Raw genomic sequence first — 19,554 nt, 5'->3', positions numbered from 1 at the left:
CTTATAGTTTTATTTAGGCCAATTCATTTTTTGAAATAAATCCCAAACGACAATTCCGGCACTTACAGAAATATTCAAAGAATGTTTGGTTCCTAATTGCGGAATTTCAATACAACCATTGCAAGCTGCAACAGCTTCTTGAGCAACGCCGTACACTTCATTTCCAAAAACTAGTGCATATTTTTGATCTGACGTAATTTTAAAATCTTGTAAAAAAACAGCATTTTCTACTTGCTCAATAGCCAAAGTAATAATGTTGTCTTTCTTTAATTTCGTTATTAATTCGACTACATTTTCAACATGTTCCCAACTTACAGTATCGGTCGCACCAAGCGCTGTTTTATGAATTTCTTTATTTGGAGGAGTAGCAGTAATTCCGCACAAGTATATTTTTTCGATTAAAAAAGCATCAGCAGTACGAAAAACCGATCCAATGTTATGCAAACTTCTCACATCATCTAAGATTAAGATCAAAGGAGTTTTTTGGGATTGTTTAAAATCGGATATTGATTTACGCTCTAATTCGCTATTTTCTAATTTTCTCATTGTTGTTGTTTTTTGGACATAAAAAAAGCTCCCAAAGGTAAGGAAGCTTTTTTAATTTATTTGTTATTTTGCAATTTAGCTTTTTGTAGCATCTGGCAAAACATTACCTTTTATTGTCAATACTTTTGATGGTTGACCGGCTGCGTTAGATGAAACTGTTACTGTTTTAGTAAAAGCACCAACTCTGTCAGTAGCATATTTTACACCAATAATTCCTTTTGCTCCTGGAGCAATCGGTTCTTTTGGTGAAGTAGGAACTGTACATCCGCAAGATCCTTGAGTGTTCGTAATAATTAATGGTTTTGTACCGTTGTTTGTAAAAACAAATTCACGTTTCCCGTCAGAATTGTGAGCGATATTTCCGTAGTCAATTACGTCAGTTTGAAAAGCCATTCCTGCACCGTCAATCTTGGCAACTTTAGCAGTAGATTTGGCTTGAGCGTTAGAAGTGGTAACTCCTAAAACAGTAAACATTGCGAGTAAAATTATTTTTTTCATTGTGGTAAAATTTTAATTACAACAAATCTATATAAAATATTGAAAAATGAGCTTAAAAAAAACTTAAAATAAATTAATTTTTTTGTACAAATACGTTATTCGTTTTAAAATTTTTAAATTCGCTCCGATATTATTTCATTCCTAAAAACAAAAATTTGGCAGCTAAAGATAAGGTGGTTAAAGAAACCCCATTGATGAAACAGTACAATGAAATTAAACGAAAGTATCCCGATGCTTGTTTGCTTTTTAGAGTAGGCGATTTTTATGAAACTTTTGGTGAAGATGCTGTTCGAGCGTCCAAAATTTTAGGGATAACCTTAACTAAACGTGGTGCAGGTTCTGAAACAGAAACGGCTTTGGCTGGTTTTCCACATCATTCTATAAATACGTATTTACCCAAATTGGTAAAAGCAGGATTAAGAGTTGCAATTTGTGATCAATTAGAAGATCCAAAAATGACCAAAACCATCGTAAAACGTGGGGTAACCGAACTGGTCACTCCTGGAGTTTCACTCAATGATGAGGTTCTGCAATCTAAAAGCAATAACTTTTTAGCTTCTATCTATTTTACCAACAAAAATATTGGAGTTTCTTTCTTAGATGTTTCCACAGGAGAGTTTTTAACCGCTCAAGGAAATGCAGATTATATCGATAAGTTATTGCAGAATTTTAATCCGAGTGAGGTTTTAGTTCCCAAACAACAGAAAAACGATTTTAGAGAAAATTTTGGCGATGATTTTCATACTTTTTATTTAGAAGATTGGATATATAAAGAAGATTACGCAGTCGAAACCTTGACCAAACATTTTCAAACCGTTTCTTTAAAAGGTTTTGGTATCGAAGAGTTAAGGGAAGGCATAATTGCTTCTGGCGCCATTTTATATTATTTATCCGAAACCCAACACAACAGAGTCCAGCATATCACGGCGATTCAGCGAATTGCCGAAGATGCTTACGTGTGGATGGATCGTTTTACCATTCGCAATTTAGAGTTGTACCACAGTTATAATCCAAATGCAGTTACCTTATTAGATGTAATTGACAGAACGCTTTCGCCAATGGGTGGTCGTCTACTTAAACGTTGGTTGGCATTGCCATTAAAGGATGCAAATAAGATTAAAAGTCGCCATCAGGTCGTAACTTATTTGAAAGAGAATACAGAAATTTTACAGAAGGTTCAGTATCAAATCAAACAAATTTCAGATTTAGAACGCTTGATTTCTAAGATCGCTACCGGAAAAATTTCACCACGAGAGATTATTTATCTAAAAGAATCTTTAGATGCTATTATTCCCATCAAAGAACTGGCGCTTAAAAGTCCGCAAGAAGCCGTAAAAGTAATTGGTGATAATTTGCACAGTTGCGATTTGCTTCGCGAGAAAATTAAAACCACCTTAAATCAAGATGCGCCTGTAGCTATTGTCAAAGGAAACGCCATTGCGAAAGGAATCAATGCTGAATTAGATGAACTTCGTGCAATTTCTATTTCAGGAAAAGAATATCTCGAGGGAATTGAATCACGAGAATCGGCTCGTACCGGTATTACTTCTTTAAAAATATCATTCAATAATGTATTTGGATATTACATTGAAGTTAGAAATACACACAAAGATAAAGTTCCAACAGAGTGGATCCGAAAACAAACCTTGGTAAACGCTGAGCGTTATATTACAGAAGAGTTAAAAGAATACGAAAGTAAAATTCTAGGTGCCGAAGAAAAAATTCATAAAATAGAAACCGAACTGTTTGAACAGTTGGTCGCTTGGATCACAACATACATTAAACCCGTTCAAATGAACGCCAGTTTGGTTGCGCAATTAGACTGTCTCTGTTCGTTTACGCAACTTGCAAACGAGAATAAATACGTTTGTCCAGAAATCGATGATTCTTTAGAGTTGGATATACGAAACGGACGTCATCCCGTGATCGAGAAACAATTGCCAATCGATGTACCTTATATTGCAAATGATGTATTCTTGGATAGAGAGACGCAGCAACTCATTATGATTACGGGGCCAAATATGTCTGGTAAGTCGGCGATTTTAAGACAAACAGCATTGATTGTGCTTTTGGCTCAAATGGGAAGTTTTGTTCCTGCTGAAAGTGTTCGAATGGGAATTGTAGATAAAATTTTTACTAGAGTAGGAGCGTCTGACAATATCTCGATGGGCGAATCTACTTTTATGGTCGAAATGAACGAAACCGCTTCGATCTTGAATAACATCTCCGATCGAAGTTTGGTATTATTAGATGAAATTGGTCGAGGAACGAGCACCTACGATGGAATTTCGATTGCGTGGGCTATTGCTGAGTTTTTACACGAGCATCCGTCCAAACCCAAAACACTGTTTGCTACTCATTATCATGAACTGAACGAAATGCACGAATCGCTGCCTCGCATTCAAAATTATAATGTTGCAGTCAAAGAATTAAAAGATACCGTTCTGTTTGTCCGGAAACTGATCAAGGGCGGGAGTGCACACAGTTTTGGTATTCATGTGGCTAAAATGGCGGGTATGCCTCAAATCGTAATTTTAAAAGCACAAAAACTTTTAAAGAAATTAGAGAAAGATCACTCTAGCGCTGCGTTAAACGGAATAAAACCTGCAAAAGATGAAATGCAAATGAGTTTCTTTAATTTAGATGATCCGTTATTGGAAGAAATAAAAGAAGAGATTTTGAACCTAGATATTAATTCAATTACACCTGTAGAAGCATTAATGAAGCTAAATGAGATTAAAAGAATGCTTGTTCGAAAATAATTTCATTTTTAAAGAATAGTAAATCAATAGTTTATGTTTTTATTCTAAATTTTTTTAAAAAAAGGCTTGTGTAATTGAATAAATGTCCTAAATTTGCACTCGCAATACGGTACAAGTGTTGCAGTTCTTAAAAAAGTTTGAAACGCGAAAATAGCTCAGTTGGTAGAGCGCGACCTTGCCAAGGTCGAGGTCGCGGGTTCGAGCCCCGTTTTTCGCTCAACGCCATACAATGCTCGGATGGTGAAATTGGTAGACACGCTGGACTTAAAATCCAGTGAACAGCAATGTTCGTGCGGGTTCAAGTCCCGCTCTGAGTACAAAGCCTCTTCGAAAGAAGAGGCTTTTTTATTTTATATATATTCGTGATTCAAAATGAATCTTCTCTTTTGAATGCGGACAATATTTTTCAATCAAAAAAAATCACAATGGGTGCTTTTGTAATTAGTAAGCGATTTAACGACGAATATAAATTTGTGTTTACTTCTAGAAAAGGTAAAGTAGTTTTTACTAGTTTGAGCTATGAACTAAAGTTTGAGTGTGAAGAAGCTGTGGATCGATTTAAAGAAAAAATCGATTCGGCTGATTTTAAAAAATTCAAATCTTCTGGTGGAAAATATTTTTTTAAATTGGTTTTTGAGGAAAAACATTTTGCGACGAGTCGAAAATATTCGACTGCGTTGATGTTGCAAAAAGGAATTAATGAAATCGTAAAATACGGCGTTCAGTCAGAGATATTAGACTTTACTGACAATCCGTTTGGTTTTGAAGAAGAAGAGCTGGAAACAGAAGTTTAAAAGCATTGTTTGAGATAGCTTACTGCTTATTTCAATTCCTAAAATAAAAGGCATAAAAAAAGCCATCTCGTTTGCACGGATGGCTATTTTTTTGATTTTAGCTAAAAATTATTTAGTAGCGTCTTCAACAGCTGTAGCAGCAGAATCAATTACTTGAGTAGCAGAATCAATTACTTGATTAGCTGAATCGATAGTCATAGCAGCAGAGTCAATTACTTCTTCAGCTGGAGTTTCAGCAGCAGCGTCAGCTTTCTTACAAGATACAACAGTTAATACAGCAACAGCAGCTAAACTTAAAAATACTTTTTTCATCTTACTTTATTATAAAAGGTTAATTATTAATTCGAGGCAAAGATATAAAATTTTTGATATGTAAAATATTTTTTCATTTTTTTTTTGAAAAATATTCAATCTTTTTCTCTGGAGGGTATTTAACAATTATTATGCCAGATTTAACCTCTAGGTTCTTGACCTGGGCCAAATTATTTTTTCTTTAAGTCTTTCTTTTTCATTGACTTGCCTGTTTTTGGATGAACAAGCTTCAATTCAGATATAATATTGGTAGCACCAGCATATTTATCAATAATGAACAAAATATAGCGTGCATCAACCATAATGTTTCTACAGATGCTTGGGTCGTAATAAATATCACTCATGGTACCTTCCCAAACACGATCAAAATTCAGCCCAATTAGGTTTCCATTTGCGTCAATCGCCGGACTGCCCGAATTTCCCCCAGTAGTATGATTTGTTCCAATAAAGTTTACTGGCATCTTACCATTTTGGGCATATTGACCATAATCTTTGGCTTTATATAAGTCAACTAATTTGGTAGGCACGTCAAATTCATAATCACCCGGAATGTATTTTTCCATTACACCTTCTAAATAAGTTACTGGTTCGTAAAGAACTGCATCTTTTGGTGCGTAGCTTTTTACCTGCCCGTAAGTTACACGTAACGTACTGTTTGCGTCTGGGAATATGCGATCGTTTGTACCCAACTCTAATTGTGCTTTCATGTAATCACGTTGCAAAGCTGTAATTTTCATGTTCAGCTCGTCGTATTTTGGTGCTACTTCATTAAAGTAAGAGGCGCTTAAGTCTTTCACCAATTTAAAAGCGGGATCGCTGTTTAGTTTTTTCAAGATACTTTTAGTGTCGCCAGATAAAATCTCTTTTACACCTTCAAAAGTGGTTAGTTTTGATTTCCCGTAAACGGCTGCAGTCAATTGAGTAGCAGTCGCATTTTTTAAACTTACAGGTAAAAATTGCTGTGGAGATTGTTTGGCATACATCTCAATTACTTGTTCGAAGATTTTTTCGTCGACTTTTTTATTGAAATCTTTGTAAAATTCGCCCAAACCACTGGCAAGATTATTTTTTCTATCAGTAAAAGATTGTTCACCTTTGTTCTTATAAATTTGCTCTAGTTGTACAAATTTGTAGGTCGTTTTAAGTAATTCAACGTTTCTTAAAACAATCTCGCTAAAATAATCTCTAGCAATTGCATAAGGAGCAATTGCCTTGTAGTTCGTGTCAAAGTTGGCTAATAACGAACCGTATTCCGTTTCTTTTCCTGCCTTGATAAGTTTTTCTTGAAATACTTTTTCTTGTTCTTTCTTTACTCCAGCCGCATTCGATTTTTGTAAACCTTGTGATTCACCAATCCATTTTTTATAATAATTGGCTGTACTTGCGTATTTGGCAGCGTATTGAATTTTAATGGCTTTGTCTTTTCGCATGAAACCGTCTGTAACTTTTAAAACTCTATCTCGAATTTCAATTTTAGTTGGGTTCAATTCATTAACAATTTGCTCAATAGCGACTGCAGGCAAATACTCGCTTGTTTTTCCTGGATATCCAAATACTAAAGTAAAGTCGTCTTCGGCAACACCATCCAAAGATATTGGTAAAAAGTGTTTCGGAGTATAGGGAACGTTGTCTTTAGAATACTTTGCTGGCTGGTTGTTTTTGTCTGCGTAAATTCTAAACAAAGAAAAATCACCAGTATGACGAGGCCAAACCCAGTTGTCGGTATCTGATCCAAATTTTCCAATACTTGTAGGTGGAGCACCAACCAAACGTACATCGCTATATGTTTCAGTTACAAAAAGCATGTATTGATTTCCTTCAAAAAACGTACGAATTTTATTTTCTTGGTATTTTTCTTTTGGAAATGTATTGGACAAAGCCGAAATGTTTTGCTGAATTTTCGCTTGTTTGTCTGATTCATTTGGTAAAACAGCAACTCCTTCTAAAATTTGTTTGGTTACATCTTCAATCTTTACGATAAAAGTAACTTCCAAATTCTCATTTGGTAATTCGTCTTCCATTTTATAAGCCCAAAAACCATCGGCTAAATAATCATTTTCTACCGATGAATGTGCTTGAATTTGTCCGTAACCACAATGATGATTGGTTAAAAGCAAACCTTTTGGCGAAATAACCTCAGATGTACAGCCGCCGTTGAAGTGAGGAACAGCGTCTTTTAAACTTGAACTATTAACATCGTAAATATCTTTAATCGACATTTTCATTCCAAGTGCTTGCATTTCTTTTGCGTTCATTCCGTCAAGTAAAGATGGAATCCACATTCCGCCTTGTTGTGCTTGTACTTGAAAAACAAACAATAATGCGAATAATTTTAAAAACTTCATTTTTTTTGATTTAATTGATAAATTTATCGGGGTTTGTAGCTCATTAATTTTCGATTGTGAAATTCGAAATCGCTTGCAATATACAATTTTTGTGCGTTGTTGTTGTGCTCTTCTACCTCTAAGTAAATATGTTTCAAAGATAAATTTGAAATTTGCTCGATAATAAATTGTACCGTTTTCTTGCCCAATCCTTTCCCTCTGGCTTTTTCACTCAGATACAATTCATCTAAAAAGGCGATTCTTCCTTGGTATTCGAAACTAAAAACAAAAGTCAGAATAACATAGCCAACTACTTCTTTCTCAGTAAAAATGAGCCACGCTTTGCCTAATTTTTCATTAGTGATGAATTCTTTAAATAGGGCTGTCGAGGTTTCCGTGTCAATCGGATAATTATCGATTGCGTAAAATTCTTCCATCAAACTCACAATAAGCTCAAGGTCTGAATTTGTTATTTCTTTAAAAACTACCATGATATTGCGTTAAAAATTGTTGTTGTGGCGCCTTTATTTTCTTGGACAAAATGGCTGCAAATAAGTCCTTGTTTTTTTCTCAAATCAACATCAGAAATGAGTTTGTTAAAAATATGTTCTAATTCGATTGCGTTCGAAATACTAATGCAACCGTGGTTTTGGACCAATGCAGTCGCTTCTTCAAAATGAGAAAAATTGGGGCCAATTACAATGGGGACGCCAAAAGTGGCTGGCTCTAATAAATTATGAACACCAGGATTTCCAAAACCTCCACCAACATATGCAATATCGGCATAACTGTAGATTTTGGTTAAAATACCAATCGTGTCAATTATAAAGACATCAAACTCTTTTAAATTTTGGTTTTCTTTTTCCGAAAAAAGAACGGTTTTTTTTATGATTGCATTTTTAAGTTGCTCAATTTGGTCCATTTTTATGTTGTGTGGCGCAATAATAAATTTGACATTTTTCGCAGTCGAATTAATATAATCAATTAACGAAGATTCGTCTTTGGGCCAAGAGCTTCCAACAACAATAGTGGTAGTATTGTTTTTAAATTCGGCTATGAAATCAAGCTGATTGTCTTTTTCTAGAATAGCGACGACACGATCAAATCTTGTATCTCCAGAGACAATCACATTGTTTAAATGAATGTCATTTAATAACTTTTTCGATTTTTCATTTTGAACAAAAAAGTACGTGAAAGCAGTAAGCGCTTTTCTGTAAAAACCGCCATAACGTTTAAAGAATATTTGGTTTTCTCTAAAAACACCAGAAACTAGATAGGTCGGAATTTTATTTTTTTCAAGTTCACTTAGGTAGTTTAACCAAAATTCATATTTGATAAAAAACACTTTTTCGGGATGTACCAAGGAGATAAATTTCTTAGCATTGCTCTTGGTGTCCATTGGCAAATAGACGGTCACATCTGCAACGGTATTGTTTTTTCGGACTTCATAACCAGAAGGCGAAAAAAAAGTAACAATTATTTTGTGATTGGGATGTGTGCTTTTTATTTTTTCGATAATGGGTAGCCCTTGTTCGTATTCACCTAAAGAAGCCGCGTGAAACCAAAAGGTTTTGTCGGTTGGTTCTATTTTTTCAGAAAGTGTCGAAAAAACATCTTTTCTTCCCGACACAAATAAGTTGATTTTGGAGTTGAAAAGAGCTACTATTTTTAATAAAAAAGTGGCAATATATAGGACTACATTGTATAAAAAAAGCATAAAGGAATATTTGCTGCTAAAATACGCTTCTTTCGTTTATTTTTATGGTTAAAAGCCATTAAATAACTATTTTTGTACTGCCATTTTTATAATTTTCTCTTAGATAAAGTGGAATAAAAGCAATTGATAATCAGAGAATTTTAAGCCAAATTAAAATGAAAAAAATACAAATGGTTGACCTTAAAGGTCAATACGATAAAATAAAAGATACGGTCAATGCTTCTATACAAGACGTTTTAGATACAAACACGTATATCAACGGACCTGTGGTTCATGAGTTTCAAAAAAATCTTGAACAGTACTTAGGCGTTAAGCACGTAATTCCTTGTGCTAATGGTACCGATGCGTTACAAATTGCGATGATGGGCTTGGGTTTACAGCCCGGTGATGAGGTAATTACAGCCGATTTTACTTTTGCAGCAACTGTTGAAGTGATTGCTTTGTTACAGTTAACGCCTGTTTTAGTAGATGTGGATATGCATGATATGAACATCTCTATAGATGCGATTAGAAAAGCAATAACGCCAAAAACCAAAGCAATTGTTCCTGTGCATTTGTTTGGTAGAACGGCTCACATGGATGTTATTATGGAAATTGCGCGCGAAAATAATTTATATGTAATTGAAGATAATGCTCAAGCTATTGGCGCTGATTATTTGTCAGCATCTGGAGTTACGATTAAAGCAGGAACCATAGGACATGTTGGGGCAACGTCATTTTTTCCATCTAAAAACTTAGGTTGTTATGGAGACGGAGGAGCAATTTTTACAAATGATGACGATCTAGCACACATGCTGCGTGGAATTGTCAATCACGGAATGTACGAACGATACCATCACGATGTGGTAGGCGTAAATTCTAGATTAGACAGTATTCAGGCAGCTGTTTTGAATGTGAAACTGCCGCTTTTGGATATTTACAATGCAACAAGACGTACTGCGGCTAGTTTATACAACCAAGCTTTTGACGGTCACGCTAATATTATTACGCCATCTTTTGATGCTAATAAAAACAATCATGTTTTTCATCAATATACCTTGAGAATAATAAATGCAGATCGAAATGGTTTGTTAGAGCATTTGCAACAAAAAGGAATTCCTTGCGCAATATATTATCCAATTCCATTGCATGCTCAAAAAGCGTATAAAAACGAAAGATATTTGGAGGATGACTTTTTAATTACCAATCAATTGGTGAAAGAAGTGCTTTCGTTGCCGATGCACACAGAGTTAGACGAAGAGCAAATTCAATTTATTACGAGTTCTGTTTTAGAATTTTTAGACAAATAACGATAAAAATATTATGAAGATACTTGTAACTGGCGGATTAGGTTTTATTGGTTCTCACACGGTAGTCGAATTACAAAATGAAGGTTTTGAAGTTGTAATTATTGACAATCTTTCTAATTCTACCGAAGAAGTTTTGGATGGAATTGTAGCAATTACAGGTAAAAAACCAATTTTCGAGAAATTAGATTTACGAGAAAAGAGTGCCGTTCAAGATTTTTTTAAAAAATACCAAGATATAAGTGGAGTGATCCATTTTGCAGCATCTAAAGCTGTAGGTGAGAGTGTTATAAATCCGTTATTATACTACGAAAACAACATTAGTACTTTAGTTTATTTGTTGCAAGAATTACAGCAAAAACCAGAAGCAAGTTTTATTTTTAGTTCGTCTTGTACCGTTTACGGTCAAGCCGAAAAAATGCCAATTACCGAAGATGCACCGGTACAACAACCGATTTCTCCTTACGGGAATACCAAAAAAATTGGAGAAGAGATCATTAGCGATACAGCGAAAGTAACCAACATCAATGCCATTTTATTGCGCTATTTTAACCCGATTGGTTCGCATCCAACTACTCAAATTGGTGAATTACCAATTGGTGTTCCTCAAAATTTAGTGCCTTTTATTACGCAAACAGGAATTGGATTGCGCCAAGAATTAGCTGTTTTTGGAGATGATTATCCAACAGCAGATGGAACTGCAGTTCGCGATTACATTCATGTTGTAGATTTGGCAAAAGCGCACGTAATTGCATTGCAACGTTTGTTAAACAAACAAAATTTGGATAAAGTAGAGACCTTTAATTTAGGAACTGGAACAGGAAGTTCGGTTCTTGAAGTGATTCACAGTTTTGAAAAAGTGAGTGATAAAAAACTAGCGTATAAAATTATGGGTCGACGCGAAGGAGATATTACAGAAGCGTACGCAAGTACTACGAAAGCGAATGAAATTTTGGGTTGGAAAGCAAAATTTACTTTAGATCAAGCGATGGACAGTGCTTGGAAATGGGAACAAAAGATTAGAAGTTAGTATGTAAATCTAATACCATCATCATAAGAAGCCCCAAATTATTTATTGATAGTTTGGGGTTTTTACTTGTGGTTAATTCAAAAGATTTGTAATAATAAATATAAATAGAATTTTTTGAATCATTACATAGATTCGTAATCGGTGACTGCCAAGCAGCAAAAGAGCTCTAAAAACAAAATCCTCGCCAACTTTTCGTTAACGAGGATTTTTTTATAAATTAAGAATTAAATTCTAAAAATTATTTTTAAGCATTTGCAGTAGCAGCTTCTTTATCAATTTTACCAATTAATCCAGATAAAACTTTTCCAGGTCCAACTTCAGTAAATAAAGTCGCGCCATCGGCAATCATTTGTTGTACCGATTGTGTCCATTTTACAGGAGCAGTTAATTGAATGATTAAGTTCTTTTTAATTTCGTTGGGGTCAGAAACGGCAGTTGCGGTTACGTTTTGATAAACAGGGCAACTTGGTGTAGCAAAAGTAGTTGCTTCAATAGCTGCAGCTAATTCTTCTCTCGCAGGTTCCATCATTGGCGAGTGGAATGCTCCGCCAACAGGCAATAATAAGGCACGTTTTGCGCCAGCTGCTTTCATCGCTTCGCATGCTTTTTCAACTGCCGAAGTTTCTCCAGAAATAACCAGTTGACCAGGGCAGTTGTAATTTGCTGCAACAACAACACCGTCAATAGTAGCACAAACCTCTTCTACAACGTTATCCGCTAAGCCTAAAACTGCTGCCATTGTTGAAGGTTTTATTTCACATGCTTTTTGCATCGCCAAAGCACGTTTCGAAACTAATTTTAAACCGTCTTCAAAAGATAAAGTGCCATTAGCGACTAAAGCCGAAAATTCCCCTAAGGAATGTCCCGCTACCATTTCTGGATGAAAATTTTCTAATGTTTTTGCCAAAATAACGGAGTGTAAAAATACAGCAGGCTGCGTAACTTTGGTTTCCTTTAGTTCTTCAGCGGTACCTTCGAACATAATATCAGTGATGCGAAAACCTAAAATTTCATTTGCTTTTTCAAATAGTTCTTTGGCCAAAGCCGAGTTTTCGTATAAATCTTTACCCATTCCGGTAAATTGTGCGCCTTGTCCAGGAAAAACGTATGCTTTCATCTGTAGTTTTTTTATTGTTTTTTAATATTTATCAGCAGCAACGTCATAAGACATCGCATGTCTTTAAGTTAAAGATTGAAAAAAGGAACTATCGAAAAGTTACTTTCGATCGGGCTGCAAAAATAGCACTTTTTAGTTTGTAAAATTCGTAAACCTATAAATCGAATGTTTTCACGAAACAAAAATCTGAAGTACACTAGATTACATTGCATTCTGCGCAAGTCAAACCGCAAGTAACGTTTATCGCAACAAAAAAACCAAAAGCGTAGTATCTTCATTTAGTAAATCAAAAAAATAAAAAACGCGTGTATTTTTAAATGCACGGGTTTAATCAAATTGAATCTAAAATTACAAATTATTGTTTTGCTAATTCCAATTCAATAACCATTTTTACTTCTTCTCCTACCAAAACGCCACCTGTTTCAAGAGCAGAATTCCAGCTCAAGCCACAATATTTACGGTTTATTTTACCATAAATATTTAAACCAACTTTAGTGTTTCCCCAAGGATCGGTCATTAGTCCGCTAAATTCAACTGGAAATCGTACTGCTTTTTCAATTCCTTTTACCGATAAATTTCCAGCTAAATCGTAATTGTGATCGTCAACTTTTTTGAAGGAAGTCGATTTGAAAATTAATTTAGGATTGTTGTCCGCATCAAAAAAATCGGCACTTTTAAGGTGTCCATCTCTTTCTGCATTGTTGTTATCTACCGAATTTACGTCGGCAGAAAAATCTATAGTTGCATTTTCAAAACTGTCTCCGTTGGTAGTAATTGTGGCTTCGTATTCTTTAAATTGACCTGAAATATTGGTAAACATCATGTGTTTTACTTTAAAACCAATGGCGGAGTGCGTCGGATCAATTGTCTAATTTTTAGTTGTCATATTCTTGTTTTTTAACTGTTGTTTTTCCGTACTCTAACAAAGTTACAGCAATTGTAAGTAATTGACAATTAGTCTGTCTTAAGAACTAAAACAGGACTGGTGTTTTTTTAAGTATATTTTTAAGGAAAAAAATAAATCATATTTTTTTTTATTCTACCTTCGTTCGTTGGCTGTAACTTCAGTCTTTCCAAAATACTAATGGAAAATTCCTTCGAGGATTTAGTTGCTTCTTATATCGAAAATAAAGTAGGTATATCAGAGCGTTTTTTAAGTGCCGACTTGGCCAATCATCTTAAAGAAAATTTAATTAATTTAAACAAAAACAGCTTGCTGGTTGCAGCAGGAATCGGAAACACGCAGCTGCCTTCGTACGACGGAGCCATTCGAAGCGATTCGATTTATTGGCTGGATCGAAAGCATAACAATGTTTTTGAAGATGCTTTTTTTGATCAAATGGATCAGTTTGTGCTTTACTTAAACGAAAGTTGTTATGCCGGCATTACGGGATACGAGTTTCATTATTCGCTGTATGAAAAAGGAGATTTTTATCTGAAGCATTTGGATCAATTCAAAAACCATTCGGGTAGAAAATATTCAATGATTAGCTATTTAAATACAAATTGGCAAGAAAGTGACGGTGGCGAATTGTTGATTCATCAATTGAATAATAATCAAAAAATTAGTCCTACTCAAGGTAAAACTGTTTTCTTTAAAAGTGATGAATTGGTACATGAAGTGTTGGTTACTCAAAATACAAGAATGAGTATTACAGGTTGGCTGAAAGGAGCGTAAAGCGTCAAAATTTTGCAGCTGTAGTATCGAAATTAGAAAACATTAAAGGAGATACATGCTATGAAATTCAGATTAGGTACCGCCTTTGTTATAGGAGTTACGTTAGTATTAAATCATAGGAACTTCCATTAAAAGAAATTCAGCATCGGTTTTTGCTTCAATTGTAAGAGTTTCAAAATCCGTAATTCCGATCGCATCTCTTGTGTTTAATTCATTTCCGTTGATGACGACATCACCTTTAAGGATGAAAGCGTACATTCCGTTTCCTTGTTTTTTAATAGAATAGTCGATTGTTTTTCCACCATCAAAATTTCCCATGTGAAACCAAGCATCTTGATGAATCCAAACGCCAGCATCCTCTGGATCTGGAGATAAAATTTGTTGTAATTTGTTTTGTCGGTCATTTACGTCCAGCGAAATTTGTTGGTAACGAGGAGCGACATTTTTTTTGTTAGGAAACAACCAAATTTGTAATGATTTGGTTCGCTGATCTTTGTTTGGATTGAACTCACTGTGCTCTACACCCGTTCCGGCACTCATCACTTGGATGTCTCCATTTTTAATGACTTCAGCATTTCCCATACTGTCTTTGTGAGCCAAATCTCCTTCTAGCGGAATCGTAATGATTTCCATATTATCGTGCGGATGCGTCCCAAAACCCATTCCCGCGGCAATTATGTCATCGTTTAAAACACGAAGTGCTCCAAATTGCACGCGATCTGGATTGTACCAGCCTGCAAAACTAAAACTAAAGTTAGCTTGTAGCCAACCGTGATCTGCCTTTCCTCGTGAATCTGCTTGGTGAATTATTATATTTTCCATGTGGTACGTATTTGTTGTTGTTTGTTTATGCAAATTTACAACGGATGTCAAAGAAAAGTACTTAACCTAGATTAAGAAATAGCACTTTGTTTAACTATAATTTTTAATGTATTGCTGTACCACAGAATCCGTTAGGTCGTGGCGTTTTTTTAAGTTCAATGCCGTAGCTGGAGATGCGCGTTGGAGACAGTTTTTTACCGCACAGGTTTCGCAAGTAACACCTACGATTTGTTTGACTAAAGGTTTGTTCTCAATAAATTTGAATTTCTTTTTCATTGCAGGCGTTGTCAATATTCCGACTGAAATACTGCGAATGCAATTTTTAATGAACGGGTCTTTTGTAGCCGACGAAAATACTAAATATTCATTGCCGCTATTTTCGTAATGCGAGATTTGCGCATCAAAAAAGTGTGCTTTTTTCTGCTTGATAGCCTCATCAATAGTACGAATAGAAACCCAACGACGACAATAATGTTCGTTCATTTCGTTGGCATGTGGTTCCTGCTGATTGGTAATGTGCAATTCTTTTTTTATCTGATAGGTGTCGGAGCCAATGTGATGTGACATTCTTAAAAAGAAAACATTTTTTAAATGAAAATCTTTAGGCAAAATATTGGTCAGTCGTTGGTAAAATGATTCTGGCGAGACTTCAAATCTTTCGATCAATTCCACAAATTCTTCGGGTAATGGATTTTCTTTAACTAAAAATTGATTGATTTCATCAATTAATAATTGCCTTGGCAATAGTAGTGCGCCGGCAAAATAAGAAGCATAAAAATTATGCAAAACCTGGTCGAAGTTTTCAAATTTAATCCAACTAAAAGTTAGTAATCGATCGGTTATTTCAAGGTAATTATACGCAATTTCTTTGGCTAGAATAAATGCTTTTTGAGCTTGATCGACCGTTTCAGAAAGTAATAATGTTTTGCTTTTTGGTACAAATATCGAGCGTAAATCACCTAAAGATTCTTCTTCAGAAAAAACAATGTCTTTGATCGTATATCCGTATTCTTGTATCAAAATAGCTTGCAATTCTTCGACGGTTACTTTGGATTGTAAATCGACTTGAAAAGATTTAGAGAAAGCGACAACTTTGTTTTCTAAATCTTCAAAATAATTATTGTGCGCTTCTTGATACGAACGCAATGATGCCAAAAAGAAGCTCTCTCTACTTAAATTATAATGCTGTGCGATCTCGATAATCGTGCTAATAAATGCATTCACTTTTGCCGGAGCATTGGCTATAATATCGATCAAATCAGCTTCTTGAATGCCAAAAAGATCCAACGGAATTTCCTTTAAGATACCCGATTTTAAAATTTCTCCAATCGGAGCTAAATTGTTATCGAGTTTTAATGAAACCAATTGGTCGTAACTCACTTCGAGCTTGTCGCAAAGCACTAAAATTTTATCTGTTTTTGGATATTTTTTTCCTTTCTCAATTTCGTTCAAATACGACTTTGATAAATCAGTCAGTTTTGCTAGGCCAAACAGCGATAAGTTTTTTTCGGTACGAAGTTGTTTTAGCTTCAGTCCAAATATAAGCTTGATGTATTCTTTTTCCAGATCCATATTTCAAAAGTAAGTATTTATAAACTATAACGCTAAAAAAGTTTTTTAAACATTTAGCGAACGTTCGCTTGTTTTGTAAAAAACTTTTTTATAACATTGTAGTGTTAAAATATTTAGATATGAAAAATCATTTAGAGATTACCGAAAAACCAATCGATTTTTTAGCTGCATCCAACCAAAATTATGAAGCTATTTGGACCAATGAAGCTATAGATTTTATGACGGCTTTGCATGAAAATTTTGATGAACCCAGAAAAAAGCTGTTACTGCAACGTTCGCAAAGACAAAATGTTTTTGACCAAGGAATTTTGCCTGTCTTTTTACCTGAAACAAAATCGATCCGTAAATGCAATTGGAAAGCAAGTCGTACACCAGACGACTTACTAGATCGTCGTGTAGAGATTACGGGACCTGTTGATCGTAAAATGATCATCAATGCGTTGAACTCGGGTGCCAAAACTTTTATGGCGGATTTTGAAGACAGCACTTCGCCAACTTGGGAAAATTTAATGGATGGTCAACTTAATTTGAGAGACGCGGTCAACAAAACTATTTCGCTTGATGATGCCGTGAAAAATAAAATTTACCGCTTGAATGAAGAAACAGCAGTCCTACTTGTTCGACCAAGAGGTTTACATTTGAACGAGAAAAACATAGCTATTGCGGGCGAAGCGGTGTCGGGATCTTTGGTTGATTTTGGATTGTATCTTTTTCATAATCATAAAAATTTGGCAGATAATAAAACGGGACCGTATTACTATATTCCAAAATTGGAGCATTATATGGAAGCGCGTTGGTGGAATGATGTTTTTGAATTTTCTGAAAAACACTTGCGTATTTCCCATGGAACAATAAAAGCCACTGTTTTAATCGAAACCATTACGGCTAGTTTTCAGTTGGACGAAATTATCTTCGAGCTTAAAGATTATATCGTAGGATTAAATTGTGGACGTTGGGATTATATCTTTTCGTACATCAAAAAATTTAGAAAAAATGCTGATTTTATTGTGCCCGATCGCGATCAAGTAACGATGACTTCACCTTTTATGGATGCCTATTCAAACTTGGTAATTCAGCGGTGCCACAAACGCGGTATTCACGCTATTGGCGGAATGGCAGCACAAATTCCGATCAAGAATAATGATGAAGCAAATGCTGCCGCTTTCGCGAAAGTAAAAGCAGATAAAGAACGAGAAGTGCGCAACGGTCACGACGGTACTTGGGTTGCACATCCCGATTTGGTAGGCTTAGCCAAAGCAATTTTTGATGAAGGAATGCCCACGGCTAATCAAATTCATATTAAAAAACCAAAACGTAAAATTACCGCCGAAGATTTGTTGGAAGTTCCCATTGGAAGCATTACCGAAAATGGAGTGAGAAAAAATATTAACGTAGCCGTTTTGTATTTGAGTTCGTGGCTTAACGGACAAGGTGCTGCAGCCTTGCATCATTTAATGGAAGATGCTGCAACAGCCGAAATATCACGTTCGCAATTGTGGCAATGGCTACAAAACGAAGTGATACTAGACAATGAAAAACCATTGAATGTTCGATATTATAAAGCGTTAGCTTTTGATGAGTTTGACAAAATTAAACTAGAAATTGGCACCAAATTATACGAGGAAAGACAATTTCCATTAGCTGAAAAAATTTTAGAACAATTAGTAGTGAATGTCGATTTTGTGGAATTCTTAACCATTCCGTGTTATAAATACCTTTAAAAGAGCGTACTAATTCAATTTGCTATACAAAACCAATAACCAAATAAATTTTAATATTATGAAAACAACCGAAGACCGAATTCAAGATTTAATTAACGACTGGATCAGCAACCCAAGATGGAAAGGAGTAGAGCGTCCGTATACTGCTACTGAAGTCGTAACGCTTCAAGGTTCGTATTCCATCGAACATTCCATTGCTAAAATGGGTGCTCAAAAGTTATGGAGAAAATTACAAACACAAGATTTTGTGGCAGGCTTGGGCGCCCTAACAGGAAATCAAGCCATTCAAGAAGTAGACGCTGGTTTAGAAGCGATTTATCTTAGTGGTTGGCAAGTTGCCGCAGATGCTAATGTAGCTGGCGAAATGTATCCCGATCAGTCTTTGTATCCTGTTAACAGTGTTCCATTAGTAGTTAAACGCATAAATAATGCACTTTTACGCGCCGATCAAATTCAAGTGGTCAACGGAATTACGGATAAAAAAGATTATTTAGTTCCTATTGTAGCTGATGCGGAAGCTGGTTTTGGCGGTAATTTAAATGCTTTTGAATTAATGAAAGCCATGATTGAGGCAGGAGCTTCGGGCGTTCATTTTGAAGATCAATTGAGTTCTGCAAAAAAATGTGGTCATTTGGGTGGTAAAGTATTGGTGCCAACTCAAGAAGCTATTAACAAATTGGTTGCGGCACGTCTGGCTGCCGATGTTATGGGAACACCGACACTTATTGTTGCTCGTACAGATGCCGATGCGGCCAATTTAATTACCAGCGATATTGACCCAAGAGATGGTGCTTTTTTGACAGGAGAAAAAACCAACGAAGGATTTTTTTATGTGAATAGTGGAATTGAGCAAGGTATTGCTCGAGGACTAAGTTATGCACCGTATGCAGATTTAATTTGGATGGAAACCAGTAATCCTGATTTGGCACATGCTAAAAAGTTTGCTGATGCGATCAAAAAAGAATTTCCAGATAAAATGTTAGCGTACAATTGTTCGCCTTCTTTCAATTGGGCAGCCAAATTATCGGTAGCAGAAATGGAGACCTTTCGCGAAGATTTAGCCGCAATGGGTTATAAATTTCAATTTATTACTTTGGCAGGATTTCATGCACTAAACACGAGCATGTTCGAATTATCTAAGGCATATAGAGAAAGAGGAATGGCTGGATATTCTGAATTGCAAGAACGCGAATTTGCTTTACAAAAAAGTGGTTTTAAAGCTGTAAAACACCAAGCTTTTGTTGGCACTTCTTATTTTGACGCCGTTCAAAACACGGTTACTTTAGGTAAATCATCTACAACAGCTATGAAACATTCTACAGAAGTAGAGCAGTTTTAATACATTAAATAAAACACGGTTCGCTACAGAGTCGTG

17 protein-coding genes and 2 tRNA genes are annotated in these 19,554 nt (G+C 35.3%); 9 read left to right on the top strand and 10 right to left on the bottom strand.

The window, feature by feature from the left end; genetic code table 11:
- Window positions 1-9: 9 nt before the first annotated feature.
- A complete protein-coding gene (locus tag AP058_RS11535) occupies window positions 10-546 on the bottom strand; it encodes an RNA methyltransferase (protein WP_066310743.1) in 537 nt (178 codons plus the stop codon).
- A 75-nt stretch (window positions 547-621) separates the two neighbouring features.
- Complete coding sequence (locus tag AP058_RS11530) at window positions 622-1,044, bottom strand: DUF1573 domain-containing protein (protein WP_066310741.1); 423 nt, start codon at window positions 1,042-1,044, stop codon at window positions 622-624.
- Between the two features lie 155 nt (window positions 1,045-1,199).
- Between AP058_RS11530 and mutS the strand changes: the two genes are divergently transcribed.
- The 4 genes from mutS to AP058_RS11510 all read left to right on the top strand — a co-directional run bounded on the left by mutS (window position 1,200) and on the right by AP058_RS11510 (window position 4,600).
- The gene (mutS, locus tag AP058_RS11525; protein WP_066310739.1) at window positions 1,200-3,806 is read left to right on the top strand and encodes a DNA mismatch repair protein MutS; all 2,607 of its coding nucleotides are present in this window, start codon (window positions 1,200-1,202) and stop codon (window positions 3,804-3,806) included.
- A 144-nt stretch (window positions 3,807-3,950) separates the two neighbouring features.
- Window positions 3,951-4,023 (top strand) — tRNA-Gly (locus tag AP058_RS11520).
- A gap of 14 nt (window positions 4,024-4,037) precedes the next feature.
- Window positions 4,038-4,123, top strand: a tRNA-Leu gene (locus tag AP058_RS11515).
- Between the two features lie 108 nt (window positions 4,124-4,231).
- Window positions 4,232-4,600, top strand: a complete 369-nt coding sequence (locus AP058_RS11510) for a DUF1508 domain-containing protein (protein ID WP_066311152.1) — start codon at window positions 4,232-4,234, stop codon at window positions 4,598-4,600.
- 108 nt (window positions 4,601-4,708) lie between these two features.
- Here AP058_RS11510 and AP058_RS11505 read toward each other — a convergent pair whose 3' ends face one another.
- The 4 genes from AP058_RS11505 to AP058_RS11490 all read right to left on the bottom strand — a co-directional run bounded on the left by AP058_RS11505 (window position 4,709) and on the right by AP058_RS11490 (window position 8,953).
- Entirely contained in the window at window positions 4,709-4,912 is a 204-nt protein-coding gene (locus AP058_RS11505) for a hypothetical protein (RefSeq protein ID WP_066310733.1), read from the bottom strand.
- A 170-nt stretch (window positions 4,913-5,082) separates the two neighbouring features.
- Window positions 5,083-7,257, bottom strand: a complete 2,175-nt coding sequence (locus AP058_RS11500; protein WP_082706642.1) for a S46 family peptidase — start codon at window positions 7,255-7,257, stop codon at window positions 5,083-5,085.
- Window positions 7,258-7,280: 23 nt separating this feature from the next.
- On the bottom strand, window positions 7,281-7,727 hold the full coding sequence (locus AP058_RS11495; protein WP_066310730.1) for an N-acetyltransferase: 447 nt from the start codon (window positions 7,725-7,727) through the stop codon (window positions 7,281-7,283).
- Window positions 7,721-8,953 (bottom strand): 3-deoxy-D-manno-octulosonic acid transferase, encoded by a 1,233-nt coding sequence (locus AP058_RS11490; RefSeq protein ID WP_066310729.1) that lies wholly within the window; start codon window positions 8,951-8,953, stop codon window positions 7,721-7,723. Before AP058_RS11490 ends, AP058_RS11495 begins: the two co-directional genes overlap by 7 nt.
- A gap of 155 nt (window positions 8,954-9,108) precedes the next feature.
- On the opposite strand from AP058_RS11490, the gene AP058_RS11485 reads away from it, so the two are divergent.
- Together AP058_RS11485 and galE are read left to right on the top strand one after the other, a co-directional pair.
- Window positions 9,109-10,242: a DegT/DnrJ/EryC1/StrS aminotransferase family protein gene (locus tag AP058_RS11485; protein WP_066310727.1), complete on the top strand. Its 1,134-nt coding sequence runs from the start codon at window positions 9,109-9,111 to the stop codon at window positions 10,240-10,242.
- 13 nt (window positions 10,243-10,255) lie between these two features.
- Window positions 10,256-11,269, top strand: coding sequence for a UDP-glucose 4-epimerase GalE (gene galE, locus AP058_RS11480; RefSeq protein WP_066310725.1), 1,014 nt, complete (start codon window positions 10,256-10,258; stop codon window positions 11,267-11,269).
- A gap of 244 nt (window positions 11,270-11,513) precedes the next feature.
- Here the strand turns inward: galE and fabD are convergent, their stop codons facing one another.
- Together fabD and AP058_RS11470 are read right to left on the bottom strand one after the other, a co-directional pair.
- Entirely contained in the window at window positions 11,514-12,386 is an 873-nt protein-coding gene (fabD, locus tag AP058_RS11475) for an ACP S-malonyltransferase (RefSeq protein WP_066310724.1), read from the bottom strand.
- 355 nt (window positions 12,387-12,741) lie between these two features.
- Window positions 12,742-13,251, bottom strand: a complete 510-nt coding sequence (locus tag AP058_RS11470) for a YceI family protein (RefSeq protein WP_255357095.1) — start codon at window positions 13,249-13,251, stop codon at window positions 12,742-12,744.
- Window positions 13,252-13,470: 219 nt separating this feature from the next.
- On the opposite strand from AP058_RS11470, the gene AP058_RS11465 reads away from it, so the two are divergent.
- Entirely contained in the window at window positions 13,471-14,064 is a 594-nt protein-coding gene (locus AP058_RS11465) for a 2OG-Fe(II) oxygenase family protein (RefSeq protein WP_066310722.1), read from the top strand.
- A 108-nt stretch (window positions 14,065-14,172) separates the two neighbouring features.
- Here the strand turns inward: AP058_RS11465 and AP058_RS11460 are convergent, their stop codons facing one another.
- Window positions 14,173-14,886 carry a pirin family protein gene (locus tag AP058_RS11460; protein WP_066310720.1) on the bottom strand — a complete coding sequence of 238 codons (714 nt, stop codon included), beginning with the start codon at window positions 14,884-14,886 and terminating at the stop codon, window positions 14,173-14,175.
- Between the two features lie 90 nt (window positions 14,887-14,976).
- Window positions 14,977-16,458, bottom strand: a complete 1,482-nt coding sequence (locus AP058_RS11455; RefSeq protein ID WP_066310719.1) for an ImmA/IrrE family metallo-endopeptidase — start codon at window positions 16,456-16,458, stop codon at window positions 14,977-14,979.
- Between the two features lie 119 nt (window positions 16,459-16,577).
- Between AP058_RS11455 and aceB the strand changes: the two genes are divergently transcribed.
- Complete coding sequence (gene aceB / locus AP058_RS11450) at window positions 16,578-18,179, top strand: malate synthase A (protein WP_066310716.1); 1,602 nt, start codon at window positions 16,578-16,580, stop codon at window positions 18,177-18,179.
- 55 nt (window positions 18,180-18,234) lie between these two features.
- Window positions 18,235-19,518: an isocitrate lyase gene (gene aceA, locus AP058_RS11445; RefSeq protein ID WP_369815151.1), complete on the top strand. Its 1,284-nt coding sequence runs from the start codon at window positions 18,235-18,237 to the stop codon at window positions 19,516-19,518.
- The last annotated feature ends 36 nt before the right edge of the window (window positions 19,519-19,554 follow it).

Origin of the sequence: Flavobacterium sp. TAB 87 (genome assembly GCF_001529295.1) — a bacterium.
Classification (GTDB): Bacteria; Bacteroidota; Bacteroidia; order Flavobacteriales; family Flavobacteriaceae; genus Flavobacterium.
The sequence above is the reverse complement of the archived record's forward strand: the minus strand, read 5'-3'. Positions and strand labels throughout refer to the sequence as shown.